19 protein-coding genes are annotated in these 18,252 nt (G+C 44.9%); 14 read left to right on the forward strand and 5 right to left on the reverse strand.

Features of this window, described 5'->3' with window-relative positions; all coding sequences use genetic code 11:
• Positions 1-71 precede the first annotated feature (71 nt).
• Genes EO93_RS12320 through EO93_RS12330 form a run of 3 tightly spaced genes read left to right on the forward strand, consistent with a single transcriptional unit; the run spans position 72 to position 2,519 of the window.
• Complete coding sequence (locus EO93_RS12320; protein WP_082098482.1) at positions 72-890, forward strand: ABC transporter permease; 819 nt, start codon at positions 72-74, stop codon at positions 888-890.
• Complete coding sequence (locus tag EO93_RS12325) at positions 877-1,923, forward strand: ATP-binding cassette domain-containing protein (protein ID WP_048162745.1); 1,047 nt, start codon at positions 877-879, stop codon at positions 1,921-1,923. Before EO93_RS12320 ends, EO93_RS12325 begins: the two co-directional genes overlap by 14 nt.
• Positions 1,924-1,937: 14 nt before the next feature.
• Positions 1,938-2,519 (forward strand): TOBE domain-containing protein, encoded by a 582-nt coding sequence (locus EO93_RS12330; protein ID WP_048162889.1) that lies wholly within the window; start codon positions 1,938-1,940, stop codon positions 2,517-2,519.
• A 397-nt stretch (positions 2,520-2,916) separates the two neighbouring features.
• On the opposite strand, the gene EO93_RS12335 is transcribed toward EO93_RS12330, so the two are convergent.
• The 3 genes from EO93_RS12335 to EO93_RS12345 form a co-directional block, all read right to left on the reverse strand.
• Positions 2,917-3,972, reverse strand: coding sequence for a COG1361 S-layer family protein (locus EO93_RS12335; protein ID WP_048131334.1), 1,056 nt, complete (start codon positions 3,970-3,972; stop codon positions 2,917-2,919).
• Complete coding sequence (locus EO93_RS12340) at positions 3,965-5,029, reverse strand: COG1361 S-layer family protein (RefSeq protein WP_235284247.1); 1,065 nt, start codon at positions 5,027-5,029, stop codon at positions 3,965-3,967. Before EO93_RS12340 ends, EO93_RS12335 begins: the two co-directional genes overlap by 8 nt.
• Positions 5,030-5,109: 80 nt before the next feature.
• Positions 5,110-7,470, reverse strand: a complete 2,361-nt coding sequence (locus EO93_RS12345) for an RND family transporter (RefSeq protein ID WP_052735455.1) — start codon at positions 7,468-7,470, stop codon at positions 5,110-5,112.
• 225 nt (positions 7,471-7,695) lie between these two features.
• Between EO93_RS12345 and EO93_RS12350 the strand changes: the two genes are divergently transcribed.
• The 3 genes from EO93_RS12350 to EO93_RS12360 all read left to right on the forward strand — a co-directional run bounded on the left by EO93_RS12350 (position 7,696) and on the right by EO93_RS12360 (position 9,698).
• Entirely contained in the window at positions 7,696-8,475 is a 780-nt protein-coding gene (locus EO93_RS12350) for a TrmB family transcriptional regulator (RefSeq protein ID WP_048162750.1), read from the forward strand.
• 173 nt (positions 8,476-8,648) lie between these two features.
• Positions 8,649-9,311 (forward strand): MBL fold metallo-hydrolase, encoded by a 663-nt coding sequence (locus EO93_RS12355; RefSeq protein ID WP_048162752.1) that lies wholly within the window; start codon positions 8,649-8,651, stop codon positions 9,309-9,311.
• 63 nt (positions 9,312-9,374) lie between these two features.
• Positions 9,375-9,698 (forward strand): ribonuclease P protein component 4, encoded by a 324-nt coding sequence (locus EO93_RS12360; protein ID WP_048131361.1) that lies wholly within the window; start codon positions 9,375-9,377, stop codon positions 9,696-9,698.
• Positions 9,699-9,743: 45 nt separating this feature from the next.
• Here EO93_RS12360 and EO93_RS12365 read toward each other — a convergent pair whose 3' ends face one another.
• Together EO93_RS12365 and EO93_RS12370 are read right to left on the reverse strand one after the other, a co-directional pair.
• Complete coding sequence (locus EO93_RS12365; RefSeq protein WP_156161314.1) at positions 9,744-10,013, reverse strand: hypothetical protein; 270 nt, start codon at positions 10,011-10,013, stop codon at positions 9,744-9,746.
• 134 nt (positions 10,014-10,147) lie between these two features.
• A complete protein-coding gene (locus EO93_RS12370; protein ID WP_048162890.1) occupies positions 10,148-10,453 on the reverse strand; it encodes a signal recognition particle protein Srp19 in 306 nt (101 codons plus the stop codon).
• Between the two features lie 187 nt (positions 10,454-10,640).
• Between EO93_RS12370 and EO93_RS12375 the strand changes: the two genes are divergently transcribed.
• The 8 genes from EO93_RS12375 (at position 10,641) to EO93_RS12410 (ending at position 18,252) form a co-directional block, all read left to right on the forward strand.
• Complete coding sequence (locus tag EO93_RS12375) at positions 10,641-10,898, forward strand: hypothetical protein (RefSeq protein ID WP_048131328.1); 258 nt, start codon at positions 10,641-10,643, stop codon at positions 10,896-10,898.
• A gap of 261 nt (positions 10,899-11,159) precedes the next feature.
• On the forward strand, positions 11,160-12,020 hold the full coding sequence (locus EO93_RS12380; RefSeq protein WP_235284260.1) for a DUF5803 family protein: 861 nt from the start codon (positions 11,160-11,162) through the stop codon (positions 12,018-12,020).
• A gap of 105 nt (positions 12,021-12,125) precedes the next feature.
• Complete coding sequence (locus EO93_RS12385; RefSeq protein WP_235284249.1) at positions 12,126-12,812, forward strand: type IV pilin; 687 nt, start codon at positions 12,126-12,128, stop codon at positions 12,810-12,812.
• Positions 12,813-13,612: 800 nt separating this feature from the next.
• On the forward strand, positions 13,613-14,224 hold the full coding sequence (locus EO93_RS12390; protein ID WP_235284250.1) for an FmdE family protein: 612 nt from the start codon (positions 13,613-13,615) through the stop codon (positions 14,222-14,224).
• 18 nt (positions 14,225-14,242) lie between these two features.
• Positions 14,243-15,283: a 4Fe-4S binding protein gene (locus EO93_RS12395; protein WP_048162758.1), complete on the forward strand. Its 1,041-nt coding sequence runs from the start codon at positions 14,243-14,245 to the stop codon at positions 15,281-15,283.
• Entirely contained in the window at positions 15,284-17,038 is a 1,755-nt protein-coding gene (locus EO93_RS12400) for a formylmethanofuran dehydrogenase subunit A (RefSeq protein WP_048162760.1), read from the forward strand. It begins immediately after the preceding gene.
• Positions 17,039-17,042: 4 nt separating this feature from the next.
• Positions 17,043-17,852 carry a formylmethanofuran dehydrogenase subunit C gene (locus tag EO93_RS12405; RefSeq protein WP_048162762.1) on the forward strand — a complete coding sequence of 270 codons (810 nt, stop codon included), beginning with the start codon at positions 17,043-17,045 and terminating at the stop codon, positions 17,850-17,852.
• 10 nt (positions 17,853-17,862) lie between these two features.
• A complete protein-coding gene (locus EO93_RS12410) occupies positions 17,863-18,252 on the forward strand; it encodes a molybdopterin dinucleotide binding domain-containing protein (RefSeq protein WP_048140072.1) in 390 nt (129 codons plus the stop codon).

Genomic DNA, 18,252 nt, shown 5'->3' on the forward strand with positions numbered 1-18,252 from the left:
AAGGTGAACTTCAGAATTCAAGGACGCAGGGAATTACTTAAAAACAAAAACGGCAGTAAAAGGGTATAAGAATGAAAGCCACAACCCGAAAAATCCGTCGAATTGAGCCTATGACTTTCGTCTTTTCCCTTATCTTGCTCGTTCTTTTCCTTTTTATTTTCCTGACTCTTGCAAACATGATCTTCGGGCAATTGGTGGGGGATTTTTCGGGCCTGGTAAAAGCCGCAGGAAACAGTTCAGTAATGGGCGCTATTTTCCTCTCTCTATATGCGGGTTTTCTTGCAACCCTCCTTGCTCTTTTTCTCGGAGCTCCGACAGGTTACATTCTTGCAAGGTTTGATTTTCCCGGAAAAAGGCTGGTTGAGAGCATAATTGATGTGCCTGTTGTAGTTCCGCATACGGTTGCAGGAATTGCCCTTCTTACGGTTTTCGGGTCAAGGGGGCTTATTGGCGGACCCCTTGAACCCTATATCCAGTTCCGCGATGCTCTTCCGGGAATTGTGGTCGCAATGCTTTTCGTGTCCCTGCCTTATCTGGCAAATTCTGCAAGGGAAGGCTTCAAAAGTGTGGACCCTAGACTTGAAAATGCAGCCCGTTCTCTGGGAGCTCCTCTCTGGAAAGCATTTTTCTTTGTAACCCTCCCGCTTTCAGCAAGGCATCTCTTAATAGGCGCAGTCATGACCTGGGCAAGGGCTATAAGTGAGTTTGGAGCAGTCGTGATTATCGCCTACTACCCTATGATAGGGCCCACTCTTATCTATGACCGTTTTCTCTCTTACGGGCTTTCGGCGTCCAGACCCATAGCCGTACTGCTTATACTGGTCACGCTTTCGATATTTCTTGTAATAAGAGTCATTTCCGCAGGCTGGAGTATATATGATAGAGATTGAATCCCTTTCCCGGAAATGGAAGAATTTTTCCCTGGACGAGCTTAGCCTTAAAGTTGAATCAGGGGAATATTTTGTGATCCTTGGGCCCACAGGGGCCGGAAAAACCCTGCTTCTTGAACTGATCGCAGGTTTTCATGTCCCTGATTCCGGAAGGGTCCTGGTTGATGGGAAAGATGTAACACACCTGCCTCCGGAAAAGCACAACCTTGCTTTTGTTTACCAGAATTATTCGCTTTTCCCTCACATGAGCGTGAAAAAGAATATCGAGTTCGGGATGAGGATGAAAAGAATAAAAGACCCGAAACGTGTTCTGGAAACTGCCCGAGATCTGAAAATCACCCATCTTCTTGACCGAAACCCTCTAACGCTTTCAGGAGGAGAACAGCAGAGAGTCGCCCTTGCAAGAGCCCTTGTCACTGACCCGAAAATTCTCCTCCTGGACGAGCCCCTTAGTGCGCTTGACCCCCGCACGCAGGAAAATGCCAGGGAAATGCTTTCGGTTCTCCATAAAAAGAATAAACTGACTGTGCTTCATATTACTCATGACCAGACAGAAGCCCGCATAATGGCTGACAGGATTGCAGTCGTAATGGATGGTAAGCTTATACAGGTCGGTACTCCTAAAGATATTTTCGAAAATCCGGTCGATAGCCAGGTAGCCAGTTTTGTAGGTTTTGAAAACGTGCTGAAAGGCAGGGTCATCTCTGCTGACCGCGGGCTTTTACGGATCGAGACCGGGGGAGCAGTAATCGACGCCTCGGGAGATATGGAAGCAGGAGATCAGGTCTATGCCTTCCTGAGGCCCGAAAACATAGCTTTAAGTAAAACTTCCACACAATCCAGCATCAGAAACTCTCTGCAGGGCAGGGTTACGGAAGTCTGGATACTTGGAGCTCTTGTGCGGGTGAAGGTTGATTGCGGGGTCCCCCTGAACGCCCTCATAACACGGCAGTCGGCAGAAGAGATGGATCTCTCTCCGGGTGTCCCGGTCTATGCCCAGTTCAAGGCAAGTTCTGTCCATGTGCTCCGCTAAAAAGGTGAATGTCTGTGAAAGCGAAAACAAAGCTCTGGTTTACTGAAGATGGAAGAACGGTTATGGGTGCTGGCAGAGCTGAGTTGTTGAAAACAATTGACGAAGAACGATCTCTTCGGAAAGCCTGCCAGAAACTCGGAATCTCGTACAAGCACGCCTGGATGATGCTTAAAAAAATGAATGAAGCTCTCGGCGAACCTGCGGTAGTTACTGTGCGCGGGGGAAAGGACCAGGGTACCTTCCTGACCGATCTGGGAAGAAAACTGCTGGTTGAATACGATCTGAACAAAAAACTGATCAATGAAGCCGTAGAAGACGAAACCTCCTGGGAAAACGTAGGTTTCAAATTTTCAGCCCGAAACAAGCTTCCCGGAAGGGTACTTGAAGTCGAGAAAAGCGGGCTTGTCTCCAAGATCACCATTGAGCTGGAACCTTCAGTCCTTACCTCTGTAGTTACGGAAGAGGCAGTGGAAAAGCTGGATATAAAGCCCGGAGACAGGATTTATGCGGTCATAAAATCCACTGAGGTAATGGTCGCAAAAGCTGTCAGTGAAAAAGGGCAGATAAAAACTGATTCAGCAGATTCTGATGAATAATCTCTCCGGCTGAAAATTAGTCTCTTAAAATCATTTACATCTAAAGGCCTATTCAATTCAAGGTCTATTCAATTCAAGGCCTATTCAATTCAAGGCCTATTCAATTCAAGGCCTATTCAATTCAAGGCCTATTCAATTCAAGGCCTATTCAATTCAAGGCCTATTCAATTCAAGGATCCATAGTTATCAGGGATTTGAGTCTTTTTATATATCTCTCAGATTAAAATTTCAAAAAAATTTTTTGAGAACTAATCGTTGAAAAAATGTTTTCCCGATTGCAAAAATCAATTGCTCTATTCCGGCTTGAGTTAACTCTCAAACCGGATGGCAACTGATTAATTGTTATTTCTCAGGTATCGTTCTCTTTTGACCCTTTCACTTCTTCTTCTTCTTCACTTTAGTCCTGTTTCTTTTTTCTTAACATGATGAAACAGGCTCCGAGAGCCATTGCAATACCTGTCCCCAGCTCATATCCTGGGAGCGTCTGTTTAGCAGGCAGGACTTCTGTGTTGATCTTGACGGTATCTGAGATCTGGTCATGTCCGTCGGCGTCTTCATACATAATCTCGCTATTGAGGGAATATGGCTTTGCAGTTGCTGTATCATCTACATCCATTTCAAACGCAGCAACAGCGCTTTTTCCCGGGTTCAAAGTTCCTAGATAAGCCTGGTCATCGGTGGTACTGAAGGGGTCAGCTGCACTGACTCTTACAGTCGCATCTTTTGCAGGTTCTTCTCCGGTGTTTTTGTATACGACGTAAAGCATCCCGCTTTCGCCAGGGTAAAGGTCACCTGTTACATTTGTGGCTTCAAAATAAGGTTCTTTTTTGACTTCTATCTCTATAGTCTGAGTCTGAGTCTTGTTTTCGTACCAGATGCCTACTTCCTTATTTGTCACAAGGCCTGTAATGCTATCAAATTCATCTCCTCCAACCTGAACATTGTTCTGGTACTGGTATGAAAGTTCAAGAGTCAAGGGATAGGTACCTGCAGGAGTATTTTTGTTAATCTCTATCGCAAACTTTGTGGGACTTGCGCTTTGTTTCCCCTGCTTGAGAGTGCCTGCTTGCTGGGAACCCGATTTGACCTTAATATTCGGATCATCGGATTTAAGGGTTGCAAGGATGCCTACTGCTGTTGTAGCCTGTGCCTCATACTGCATTTCTGACTGCTGGAGCATCAAATCCACATAATCTCCAAAAGTTGCTTCATTTTCAGACTTAAATCCGGATATAGTGCCTTTGTTCATCATTTCTATGTTAAGGGTTACAGTATCTCCTCTGGAATACTCATTGTCTCCAATGAGTGTTGCATTAAGGTCAGGCCCTCCGTATACTGTGTAGTAGTTTTCACTAATATCAAAATTTTCTGGTAGAGATGCCTGTGCTGGCAGGACTGCAGAGCAAAGGATCAGAAGGGTCGTGACAGCAATAAAAAATCCATTTTTATTCATTTTCATCACCTGATGCGTTCTCATTATTCTGGTTTCTTTTCCGGTGTGCATTTCCGATCTGGTAAAGGGCGATAAGGATAATCAGTACGATTGCTATGCCTGTTGTGCTGAATTTCTTCTCTGTAGCTTCAAGGGGCACATTCACTTTCATGTTTTCTGAAAAGGAAGTTTCCCCCTCTTCATCAACATATTTTATTTCGCTGTTAATGCCATAGTTTTTCACAATGGCTTCCTGGTCTGCCAAAATCTCGAATCTGGCAGTCTTTTCCTCCCCGGGTCCTACATCTCCTAGCCTTACTATAGATTTTTCAGTGCTCAGGGGACTCATGACAATTATCCGGGCCAAGGAATCTTTTGCTACGCTTTCTCTGGTGTTTTTATAGGTAACTTCAATAACTTTACTTTCTCCCTGCACCAGGCTGCCGGAAACATCGGTTACTTCAAATTTAGGTTCACTTTTTATGGAAACAGGTATTCTGAGAATTTCTGTTTTCGTTTTATACTCTCTTGTGTAATCCACATCTGTAAGCCCCAGGTTTATTACATCTGCAGTTACAGTTCGGACGTTTGCCTGATATTCATAGGTTACAGGTAGGAGGAGTTCATAATCCCCTGCAGGTGTATCGCCATCGATTTTTATCGTATAGCTGAGGGTTGAAGTATGTCCTGTTTCAAGTTCTTCCACACTCTGGACACTGGTTGTGGACTCAATTTCAACATATTTCGTTTCCGATTGAAGAGTGGCTTCGATGTCTTTTGCTGTCGTACATTCTTTTTCTTCTTTCATCTCTTCCAGTGCAATCGTTTCCTCCATGGAATCGTTTATTCTTTTCTGGTTTACGTTCAGCCTCTGAAAACCATCTATAACTCCACGATTTGCGATTTTTACCTTCAGATCGGCAGTTTCTCCCCTGCTGAACTCAGGGTCTCCTGTGATTGATACCTGCATGACCGGTTCCCCGTAACTCCTGTAATAGTCTACGGTGTACCCATGGTCTGGGATAATGAAGTTCGTTTCGTCATCGTCATCGTTTCCGAGGGCTGGAAGTGCAGTCACTGATACTAGTAATAGAATTAACGCAAACGTAGTAACTTTTTTAATCATTTTTTGCCTTAATTTTTTTATGGGCACTTGTGTCATATCTCGGCCCCCTGAATTTGTTTTTTTATCTCTGTTTCTTTTTCTGTCGTCCGAGCTCCTTTTCTCCTATCCCTCCAGGTATCAAGGAAAACTATCAGTGGTGGGAAGACCACAAAGGTTGCCAGGAGAGCCAGCACGACATCGATAACCGTAACCATGCCGAAGTCGGCTATCATGGGGAAAGGAGAAGCCAGCAGGGCCATAAACCCAAATACGGTAGTTGCTCCTGAAGCAACGATTGCACTTCCTATTTTGGAACTGGCCATATGGATTGCTTCCATAGGACTTTGCCCTTTGTCCTTTTCTTCAAAGTAACGTTCCATCATGAGGACCGCATATTCGGACCCTACTCCTAAGATCAACGCTCCCAGAGTTGCTGTTAGAGGAGTGTAGCTGATGTTAAGATAACTCATGACCCCTCCTGACCAGCCGATAACTATGACCATTGGAATTATAGGGACCAGAGCTTTCACCCAGTCTCTGTAAACAATATAAAGCCCTGCGAGTACGAGGACAAGGCCGAGGAAAGTCATTGCTATCCTTCCACTGGTAAGAGCAGTAATGACCTCTATAAAGACGACCGAGTTTCCGGTAATCGTGGCCGTGATACCCGGGGGAGCTGGCATCCACTGCATATCCTGCTTAACGATGGTTGTAAGTTCTTTAATACCCATTACCTTGATGTCTGCAACCGCATTCCCTATATTGAAGTTCAGGAGGAGCATGTTTTTTCCGTACATATAGCGGTTCTTCTGCGCTTCAGGGATTTCGGAATAAATATCCTCTATCTCCTGGCTGGTGTCAGGAATCACTCCCCCATTCCTTTCTTTTACGAGAGATACGATACTTGAAGCGCTGTAAATATGGCTACTGGTTGCCACCTCATGTTCGGAAAACTGGTCAATCCATTTCAAGACATCAGGGTTGGCTGTATCATCAACTTTTATTATAAGGTTTAATTCGTCGCTTCCGCCCATGATATCTCCCATGTGTTTGAGATCCACAAGGGAAGGCATATCCTGGGGTACAAATTCTTGAACGTCAGTCTGGATAGGTACGGACTGATCAAGGTAGAGGCCGCTAAAGCAGAGTAAGCATGCTATTCCCAGTACGATAACATCATACTTGATCGTCAGATCTGTAGTTTTCTGGAGAAGATCTCCGATTAGATGGTCGCTTCCGTTCTCTCCCTCAGGCTTTTTCTGTTTTCTCGAATTTGCAGGTTTAATCTTATTTGCGACTTTCCTCAAGGGGTTTTTATCTGAATAGTTATCAAATATTGAAATCGTTACAACTCCTACAAATATGGAAGAGAGGTAACACATAGCAATGCCTATCAGGAGAAGTTTTCCAAAGTCCTGGATCATTGGCACCGTGGAGGTGAAAAGGGAGAAAAAGCCAAGGGCTGTCATTACCAGGGCGATGAGGACTGCAGGTCCGGTGTGCTTTACGGTTTCTATAACTGCTCTTGTTTTGTTCCCTTTTTCCTGCAGTTCTTCTTCAAGTCTGTTATGGAACTGGATGGCATAGTCGATCCCCACGCCTATGAGGATCGGGAACGCAGACATTGAAACCATGGACATGGGAATCCCTACATAACCCATAGCTCCGAATGTGTAAACAATTCCTAGAAGAACTACTGGCAGAGGAAGAAGACACCAGCGGACATGTCTGAACACCAGGAGTAGTACAATAACCATGAAAATAGCTGAAAGCCCTAAAAGTACACCCATGCTGGAATTCATTTCTTTGTTCATGGAGATTTGGAATGCCGGGTCACCTGTAACGATAATATTGTAAGAAGGTGGAAATTCCGCAAATGGGACTGCATCTTCAGTAGCAGTAAGGATATCCTGCTGAGTTTTGTCATTGGCTGATCCGGCCATTACTACCGATATCAACATATGGGTATTGTCAGGGATAATCTGACTGAATATAGACGGATTTCCGTCTATGATAGCTTCTATTTCTTCATTGGTTTTGGGAAGTTCATACCTCCCTGTTGTCTTGTAGTTGATCGTTTTGATAAGGGAGGCAGGGCTTGTAGTCTCAATCACTCCATCCGTTGCCGCAAGCTGATGTTCTAACCTGTCCACAGCCTCCATCAGGTCAGCATTTCTCACCTCGTTGCCCTCTACCATTACAACAATAGACTGTGTCTGAAAAATATTCTGATAAAGGTGATCGTAGTTCTGGTAGAGAGGAGAGTCTTTCCCGACAAAGGTTTCCGTTCCTGCTTTCATCTCTATTAGCTGTGCTCCCTGCATTGATATGATTATGAACAGAAAAGCTATCAGGAGGACGGAAAAACGGTTATTCTGAATAATAAACCCCAGTTTTTCAAAAGATTTTTTAATATTTGATTCCTCTCATAATTTTTAACATGAAGTATCATTTAGGAACCTGGATTCACATCTTCAACCTGTCGGATTTTCCTTTGGGCTGGAGGTTCCCCATCCAAGGTTTGTTATTATTACATTTCTATCCTTTTTATACTGTTTGATTAGTTCTTAAGTCTCATAGATTTGCTGGCTTATAGAGATAGAAAAGATTTAAATCTATTGTTACTTTAGGGGTAACAAATGTTTTCACAACTTAATCCTCAGTTAATTCATAATTTGGAGAGGCTAGGGCTAACTGAAAACGAGGCAAAAGCCTACGTGGGGGTTGTCAGTTTGAGGGAGGCTACGGCCAGGGAAGTCCATGAACTCACCAATGTGCCAAGAGCCAAGATATACGAAGTTCTTAAAGTGCTGGCAAAGAAGGGTTATCTGGAAGTCCGCCAGGGCTCCCCAACCTATTTTCGCGCAGTTGACCCTAAGCAGGTAATAGGCAAGATAAAAGATGAATTCATCAACTGCGCAATCGAGGCGCTTGACCAACTCAATGAATTGAGTTATGAACTTCCTAAAACATCTCCGGTATGGTGTATCCAGAGTGAGTGGGGAATCAAAAATAGAATCCGTGAAATTCTCAGCGGGGTACAGGAAGAGCTGATTGTTTTTGCATCCAGCCCCGAATTCTTGCAGGAGTTTGAGACCGATCTTAAAAAATTGGAAAAAACTTGCCAGTTAACCTTTATTGTGAATGAACTGGACAGGTTCAAATCGCTGCCTTTTGAGTTTAGAGAGACTACAAAAGAATTCTCGGACTTCATGACTAATATTATAATTGATGGGCTCCAGTATGATGAACAATTCTTCATGATAGCGGACGGAAAAGAATCAATAGGGGTTCACAGTGCAGGAAACAAAAGAGAAGCAGTCGTAATAAAGTTGCCAGTCGTTTGTTACCTTCAGAAGATGATCTATAACAGGGTGCTTGAGCCGAGTTTCATTAAAAAAGATCTTAACTCTGTTTGAGGACCTTAACAGGGTGCCGATCTAAAGAAGTTCATACTTTTGGATATTATTATTTGGCTACTATTAATATGATCTAATATAATCTAATATAATCTAATATAATCTGAAAATAGAGTTCTCTAACAGGGCTCTTTTCACAGGTTGTGGGGAATAGAGTTCAGCAGGTGTATAATATGAATAGTGTAAAAATTGAAGGCGTTAGTATTCAATGGTTTGGAAATTCCTGTTTTCTGCTTGAAGGGGATGGCAAAAAAATCTATATCGACCCGTATCAGATCGGTGCAGAACCGACTTTTGATGACAAGGCAGATATTCTTCTCATTACACATGAGCACTTTGACCACTGCAGCCCTGCGGATATTCGGAAAGTCCGGAGGTCTGACACAACCACATTGATCCCTGAGAGCTGTTCCCTTGAGTTCAGAGGTGATGCCCGGAGGGTTGCTGAAGGGGATATCCTGGCTGACGGGCTTGAGATCAAAGGGATTCGGATTGAAGTGGTCCCAGCCTATAACCTTGATAAACCATACCATCCCAGGGGCCTTGGAGTGGGGTATATCATAGAACTTGGAGGTTTGAGGATCTACCATGCAGGAGACTGCGACTTCTTCCCGGAGATGGAGACTTTTAGTGCCGATATAGTTCTTCTGCCCATCGGGGGTACATATACCATGGATGAAGAAGAAGCTGCCAGCGCAGTAGCAGTTATCTCTCCGAGGTTTGTTATTCCCATGCACTACGGGTATTCAGAAGGAATGGACGGAGACCCCGAAAGGTTTAAAGCCCTTGTACACAGCAAGAATCCAGATATTAACGTGATTATTCTTGATTCCTGATTTCGCTTTTTGAGAAGGGCTGAAACAGGACTCCTTGATCAGAAAAAAAGGATCGGTCTATCAATGCCTAAAGTAGCTAGAAAAAAGCAGAAAAACCTTATTCTGAATATAGCAGTCCAGCGTATGTGGCGGCTTTTTGAGCTTGCGAAAGCTGAGTTTCCAGAAAACCCTGAGCGCAGCAGGCGTTACGTGCAGCTCATACGAAATATCTCTATGAGGAACAGGATTAGCATTCCAGGTGAAATTAAAAGCAGGATCTGCAAACACTGTTATGCGTTCCTTATGCCTGGACACAATGCCCGTTACAGATTGAAAGGAGGGTTTATTGTCGTATCCTGCGAGCACTGTGGAAAGGAAATGAGGCACCCCTATAAAAGGTTGAAATAAAAAGGTTGGACTTATTGTTTCCGGCTGCTTCTTCCTTAACCGGATTCAAGTTAGTATCGAAGTTAGAAGTTGTTTCACAATATAAGTTACAAGGAGAATAACGCTTACTATCATTAGATATGAGAATACGTTTCTGTATACTACGTCTTTTCCGGAACCTGCCTTCATCCCCAGGGATCCGGCACAGCCACCACAGGAAGCAGAGTCACACCCGCATCCCAGCTTGACCTCTTGATAGGGGTTCTTAACACTTTTTTTGATATTACCTGAACTGTTGTTTATGACAGGCAGTATTTTTTTATTGTTTTCGGACATGTATGCAGGGTTTGCATCCAAATGATATAAACGTTCTTTTTAAATCTCAAGAATATCCTGCATATTTCCCGAATATGGATGAGGCTTTCCCTAAGGGTGCTCTTTCCCTGCCATAAAGGTGTCAGCCAGTGAGTTTACGCTTTAGAAGGGATTTCCTGCCCTCTCATCTTTCTTATTGACAAAGAGATCTGCTTTGCAATAACGGATTTTGGACCCTTATCATCCACGAGCACTCTCCCGCTGACTTCCCACCAGGATTTTGGATAGGCTTTTTCAGGCTCTACTTCAGGGTTCAGGCCCAGCTGCATGGCAGCTTCCTTAATCTCATTCAGATGCGGCTCCTTTACGGCATTTTTTCGAGAGATTATCCTTCCATTGCTTCTGGATTTAGTCTGGTCAATGTATACAGGCCAGATTACAAGTTTTCCTTTGTCTTTCATCATCATGCTATCTTCGTTCTAAATTGCTTTCATCAAATTTAAAACTGCCCGGCAGCTTCTGAGTTTCGGAGTTTCTTTTTGTCAATGTAAAATTTCTTTTTGCCAATGTAAAGTTTCTGGTTTTTCTCCAGATCCGATACCCTGTAACTATTTATCTTCCCCGGACAATTTCTGCACGGTGCATTATATGATTCCGGTGTTTTCAATTGATGAAAAAGTCAGGGCTTACATCAGGAAGAGCGAGCAGGACTTCAGGCTTTCCACTTCTCCGGAGGGGCCTGTGCTTCTCCCGCTTGGGGAATCCTCTTCCAAACCCTCTGACCTGAAAATCCTTGTTGGCAGCAATATTCTTTACGTTTCCAAACTTCAGGCAAAATATATCAAAAAAATTGACTGGCCTATGGTAGAAAGGTATCTGAGTTCTTCAGGAGAATCAAAAACCTGAACTTGAGCTTTGATTGCTATTTTTATTGTGGCTATTCCTATTTTTATTTTTATGCAATGAGTTTTACTTTTCTGTTAGCTAAACCGGAGCTATTTTGTGTTTTTCTTCTGACAGGTTATCCGTTTTGTTTATTAAGAAGAGAGAGCATAGGATAAAGGCTGACCTGTTACAGATCCTGCAAGCTTCGCTCTAAATAAAAGGAAAATTGCTGCAGGCTGAAAAGAGATCGCTTCAAGCCCAAGGGAGAATTCTTCCGTGAAAATGAGAACAAAAAGTATATTTATGCTCCTTGCCCTGCTGGTGGTCTTCATGTCGGGCTGTATTGACCAAAAAAAGGAGATCATTCTGGATGAGCCTGGCAATATCTCCAATTATGAATATGAGGTTTTTCTGGATGAGTGGGATAATGAAATTCCAGCAAATACCACCACATATTATATTCTGGGAGACAACACAGAGGTGCAGGTCGTCCAGCTCGTCATAAATAGCAGCAAGCTTGAAATTTTTCCGCCTGATTCCCTTGGTGGAGGTTCTAATGAAGACCCCATTAAAAATCTCGTGCTTCTGGCGGAACATGCAAACGAAACTGTAGCAAGTTCAAAAACTTTTATGAGGCTTTCAAACAGCAGCAACGTTTCGGATATCAATTATACTCTTACGCAGGAAATTACCCGGAATATGAAGGTAATAAACCTTGAATTTGAAGAACCTGTTACGGGTTTTATTGCATACACCCTTGATACGCCCGGAACTCAGAGTTTTGCCTTTATGAAACCTGACTCCGAGTTCATCCGTGTGGTTCTTCCAAAGGGTTTTGCTACAGGTAACAGGGTATTCGGGATAGCAAGGCCTGAACCTTATGACACAAGCTTCGATGAGGAAGGAAGGCAGACTCTCCTGTGGATCTCTTCCAGGATGGGAGCACGGGAAGAGGCTATTCAGGTTAAATACTATGCTGAATCAGCACCCATGTATTTCTTCGCCGCAATTATAGCTCTGTTATTCGGGGTTGCTACGGTACTTTCGCGTTATTCCAGGAGCAAAAAAGAACTGGAAAGCGTTCGGGATATTTTCGAACTCGAAAAGGAATATGAGGAAAAAGCACGTCGGAAAAAGAAATAACCCGAGACAAATCTTCTCTTTATTTTTTCTAGGTTTCTTTTTTAAAGCTTTAACTATTTTTGGACAAGCAATAACTTATTTATTCAAGTTTTACATATTATATTCATGATGAAGGCGTGGGGAAATCTCCGGCATAAATTCTTTTATTTCTTAAAGTCTGCACCGGATGGTCTCTCTCCTGTTATCGGTTCCCTGCTCCTTCTTCTAATCGTTTTTGTGCTTGTGGGGGCAGTTGCTAGCAGCATTAATCTCTCCGAAGGCAGGACAAATTTTCAGCCTCCTTTTGCAAAAATTACTCTTGAATCCTGCGAAGGAGGGATTTACGGTGTCGGACCGGTAAGCAAATGGGTCACGTTTAAGGAAAATCAAATTGTCCTTATTCATGAGGGGGGAGATTCCCTTCCATTAGATTCTATCTCGATAAGGATTTCCGGATATGGCAATTCTTTCAAGGGAAATATTTCTAATGGAACTGGAAAAAGAATTGAAGGAGATGTAGAGGTTCTTTACCTGGACCTGAGCCAAAAAGGAAAAAATAAGGACTATACGGCTCGAAATCGTGCAGTTTTGGAGGATGGGTCCTGGGATGTGGGTGAAAAATTGATTCTTTGCGGGAGAGACAGTGCTAGTGGGAATATTTATTCCAGTGTTAAGGTCAGTGTAGGCGGGGTCGATGAAACTAAGAATAATTATGGTTTCAAAGCAGGCACTGAAATTATCCTGATGGTTATTGACCGCAAAGGCAGGAATGTTCTTGCTGAAAGGACAGCTATTGTCAAACTCGCCGAGTGATTAAACAAAAGCTATGGCCAGTAATTGACAGTAATTGATAGTACCAAATCCTCTTTTATTTTCCTTTCCCAACGAACGTTTCCAGAAAAATAGTCTAAGTTGTGGATTAAAATATGGATTGAATCAGAGAACGGGCAACTTAAGTAAATGTGGGAATATTGCATGTAATAATCTGGAGCTTGGATACGAAAGTTCACCTTCTACTGAAGTGTTGATATTTTTATACTTGATTTTTCCAGTGTGGTTGAAGTTTATGTCTTCATCTGGTCGAATCCCAATGGCTCCAGCCAGGTCGGGGCGCAGAATAAGAAATTCCTGAAGATTTCAGTCTGTTTGCTCCTAAATAATAACATCTTTTTGTTTCCCGGGGAGAACTGGCTTTTTAGAAATCGAATTTTTCGCCTTTGTTCTATTTTTGAAGGAAAATCCCTTTTCCATCGACAATTTTATAAAATAGTGGTTTATATATTTTGAGCGCAAGAGTCCAGTCTTCCGTTTTTATAGATATGTTGAGCTTTACATATCTGGAAGCTGTAGAGTTCTGGCTGGCGTTTTTTTCTATGACCGGCCAATTATAAGGGTTTCTGTCCCTTGTATTGAAATCTTGCCCCTGAATTATAACATAAATTAATGAATTTCTGTGAAAAAGTTACCTATAAATACAGTGTATCCTTCTGCGTTATGTTGAAATCTACATAATGCGATTCCTTCAAATATGCTGGCTGTATTACATTTATCCTGTCTGCATTCAACATCTCTAGCGTTATGTTTATTTAAACATAACGGTGAAACCTACGGCGGTGTACACATTGCATAAGAATTCAGATCAAGAGAAACACAACATGGAGGCGATCCTGAAACAGGTAAAGGATCCTGAGCTGCTTTCACAGATTGAAAAGGTCGTCCCCTTTCACGGCTTCCTGACCTCCGGGGCGTTAATCGGCATTCAGATGCTCAATATCGCAAGACGGGAGCTCGATGTCCTGGACGGGGAGCGCATATACGTGACCTGCGAAACAAAAAGCTGCATGCCTGACCCCTTCCAGATCCTTGCCGGAGCTACCATCGGGAACAACGGGTTGAAGATCAGGAACCTGGGGAAGATGGCGGTCACGGTAAACAAACAGGCGCCTGAAGGAATGCACAGCATAAAAGGTGTCCGAATCATCCTCGACACTGAGAAGACAAAGGACTATCCCAAACTCCACGCCTGGTACCTGAACACTGAAAAGCTTCCCCATGAAGAGGTTGTACCCATCCTCCTGGCTGCAGGAGAAAAGGTGTATTCCTGGAAATCTATGGACCTGGAAGTTCCGGTCCGGAAGAAAAAGCGGATACAGTGCTGTAAAAATTGCGGTGAAATGTTTATTCAACACGATAATGAGCTGCTGTGCGGCGGATGCACAGAATAACGTTGAGAGGTAATCAAAATGCAAGATGATATGCGATTGTCTGTCTTTTCCGAAAAAAAAGATAGGCAGCTGGTCTATAAGCCTGAAAAATGCATTGGCTGCGGGACCTGTGTACAGGCATGCCCGAAAGGCACCCTGGCTGTAGGGGCTGTGGGAGCTATAGCAAGAGGGCTCCTGGATGCTGATTTCCTGGGAATGAAAGAGAGTGAAGACTGCATTGTCTGTGGAATTTGTGCGAAAGTTTGTCCCACAGGCGCTCTTGAATTGAAGCAGGAAGGAAAACCCCTCACTGACATGTCCTATATTTCCAGGTCCATGAGGCCGACGTCAGTAAATGAAAGCTGCGTCCACTGCGGGCTTTGTGAAGATATCTGTCCCAGAGGCTGTATTGAGGTCACAAGGGAGATTTCAACTGATGGGCGCCTGAAGCTGGTCGGAAAGACCCACATTGATTCGGAGTGCTGTATCCACTGCGGCTGGTGTGCTGCAGTCTGTCCTGTGAATGCTATTTCCGTGGAAAAACCCTTTGAAGGACGCTGGACCCGGGATGAGACTGTCTGTCAGACCTGCCATACCTGTGTGGAAGTCTGTCCTGCAAATGCTATTTTCAATAAAAAGGCTAAACCCGGGGAAATAGTCGAAAAGATTACGCACCGGCCTGATGCCTGCATTTACTGCGGGGCCTGCGCGGTTGCCTGTCCTGTAGATGCCATTGATGTTAGAAAAACCGCAATTCTGCCGGATGTGGAGAAAAAGGGCCCCCTCGAGAAAAAGATACTTGAAGCCCCTGTTCCGGAGGCTCTGCTCCGTACCTGCCTGGAAACGGATGAAGCTGCTTGCCTGGGTTGCGGAAACTGTGTGATTGTCTGTCCGGTAAATGCTCTCAATAACCGTGAACTTGCTGCAGGGCACCTTAACAACATGGACGAAAAAGCTCTCCTTGGGGTTAAGAACGGAATTATTTCAGTCGTAAACCAGGACCTCTGCGGAGCAGACGGAGCATGTGCCCTTATCTGCCCTGTTAATGCGATCCGGCTTGTGAAAAAAGAGGTGGAATAAATGGCAGGAACAATTGCAATCAAGAACGGATACGTCTTTGATCCCCTAAACGAAATAAAAGGGGAGAGAATGGATGTCTTCGTCAGGGACGGAAAAATTGTAAAAGAACTTTCTGCGGCCGAACTGATAAATGCAAAGGTCATTGATGCTTCAGGAATGACGGTCATGCCCGGAGGAGTTGACTCTCATTCTCACGTGGCCGGGGCAAAGGTTAACGCTGGCAGGTCGATGCGTCCCGAAGACCATTATAAGGCGACTCTCCAGAAAACTTCACTAACCCATTCGGGTTCAGGTTACACTGTCCCCTCGGTATACAAACAGGGGTACGATTATGCAGCAATGGGTTACACAACTGTCTTTGAAGCTGCAGTCCCTCCTATTGAAGCCCGCCACACCCATGAAGAGATGAAGGCAACTCCACTTCTTGACATGGGCGGGTATCTGGTGCTCGGAAACAACTTTTTCTTAATGCGTTACCTCCGGGATGGGGACATAGAAAAGGCTGCGGCTTATGTTGCCTGGATGATGAAGACTCACAAGACCTATGGGATCAAATGCGTCAACCCTGCCGGAGTTGAAAACTGGGGCTGGGGCAAAAACGTAAGTTCGCTTGATGAGGCTAACATCCATTTCGAAATTACCCCCAGGGAGGTCATAAAAGGGCTTACCGAGATCAACGAACGCCTTGGAATGCCAATGCCTGTCCACCTGCATGCCAACAACCTGGGACACCCCGGCTGTTATGCAGTTACCAAAGATTCCCTGAAAATCCCTGATGGAGTAAAGACCAGACAGAACATGGACGTTGAATGGGCTGAAACCAAAATGGACCCTTCAAGGGACCGTTCCGTATACCTCACCCACCTGATGTTCAACAGTTTTGCAGGCACCACCTGGGCAGACTGCGAATCCGGTGTTAAAGACATTGCTGACTACATCAACAACAAAGACCACGTAGTAATCGACAGTGGATGTACGCCCTTCGGAGAAGCCACTGTCATGACCGGAGACGGACCTGCTATTCACGACCTTTACACGCTTACAGGAAACAAGTGGTCAAATACTGATGTTGAGATGGAGTGTGGGTCAGGTGTCATTCCCTTTACTTACCTAAAGTCCAACCCGGTACACAGTTTGCAGTGGGCAATGGGACTTGAATGTCTCCTGCTTATCAACGACCCCTGGAAGACCATCATGACTACCGACAGTCCCAACGGTGGGCCGTTTACGAAATATCCTGAGGTCATGACCTGGCTCATGTCCGAGGCTTTCCGGAAACAGACTTTCAGTGAATGCCACAAGTGGGCAAATGACAGGAGCGCACTCGGAGGCGTAAATCGGGAACTTTCCCTCTATGACCTTGCGATACTGACCAGAGCTAACCCTGCTAAGACAATTGGCATGGCTCACAGGAAAGGTTCTCTTGGCGTGGGCGCAGACGGGGATGTTACAGTCTATAACATAAACCCGCAACAGCTTGACCCGAACAATTACGAGGTTCTCATCAGGACCTTCAGGAAAGCAGAATACACCGTGAAGGGCGGGGAAATTGTGGCTGTTAAAGGAGAAATCGTCGCCGTTCCCGAAAAGCGGACTTATTATTCCGAAGTGCACGTAGAAGACGAACGGGAAAAGGAGATGCTGGCCGACGTGAAGGAATGGTTCAGGTACTATACCCTGGGCTTTGCCAACTACCCGACTCCGGAAAAGTATCTGGAAAATCCGACTCCCATAAAGGTTAACGCTGAGAGGTGAAGTGATGTCAGAAGTAATTCTTATTCTTAAAAGAGAGATCGACATTAAACTGGAGGCAGATGTCATAACTCCTGACTCCTTTGCAGATAAAAATGCCGAAGAAATCGGAAACCTGCCCATCTGGCAGGGGCCAAAGACCTACCCTCTTTCCGATTTTTTTGAAGTTAAAGGTAATGGAGGCAGCTCTGCAGCTGAGACTCTGATCCGCATAAAAGGCGATGTAATGAGGGTCAAAAGGATCGGAGAAGGCATGAGTGCAGGAAAAATTGAAATTGAAGGTTCTGCAGGCATGCATGTCGGGGCCGGGATGAAAGGAGGCGAGATTTTCGTGTCCGGAGATGCGGATTCCTGGGCAGGCATGGAAATGCTGGGCGGGCTCCTGCATATCAAAGGCAATGCCGGAGACCATGTTGGCTGTGCTTACAGAGGTAAATGGCACGGCATGAAAGGCGGCCGCATAGTGATCGAAGGCTCGGCGCGGCACCAGCTCGGAGGCGGTATGGACGGCGGAGAAATTCTGGTGGAAGGCAATGTTGAAGGCTTCTGCGGGATTCGCCAGAACGGCGGGGTCATCGTTGTTAAGGGCAGAGCTCTTCGTGGCGTTGGCGCTGAAATGGCAGCTGGTACCATAGTTATCGGGGGGTTAATCGAACGCTTCACTCCGGGTTTCGAATATACAGGTATGGTAGACGGACTCACCCAGGGTGGGGTTGAGCTAACAGGAGAATTCAAGAAGTTCACCGGGGACTATGCGATCAGCAAGCGGGCAAAAGGAGTGCTCTACGCGGCTGCAGATGCAAATCCGGAACTCTGAGGTGAGAAGCATGGAAGTATTACTCATTACCGGAAGTACGATTGATGAAGGCAGGCTTGCCAAAGGCGGGGACAAGTTCACGGACGATTACACCATGGAATGTGCATCCTGCTGGCTTTCCCCTGTGGATTTCGTGTCCCTCTGCTCCCCTGAAAAAGTGAAGGTTACAAGCCGGAACGGAAAGCATTCTGTCGTGGTCTATACGAAATGTACGGATTCGGTCTGTCCGGGGCATGTGTTCATGCCAAGGGCTATCTGGTCCAATGTTATCATCGACCCGGACACCCTTTCTACGGGCTCTCCCCTCTACAAAGGTGCCCCCGTGCAGGTTGAGCCCACGGAAGAAGAGGTCCTGAGCGCTGAAGATGTAGTGCTGAAAGTTTATGTCGGAGGGCAGTGA

The organism is Methanosarcina sp. 1.H.A.2.2 (assembly GCF_000979975.1).
GTDB lineage: Archaea > Halobacteriota > Methanosarcinia > Methanosarcinales > Methanosarcinaceae > Methanosarcina.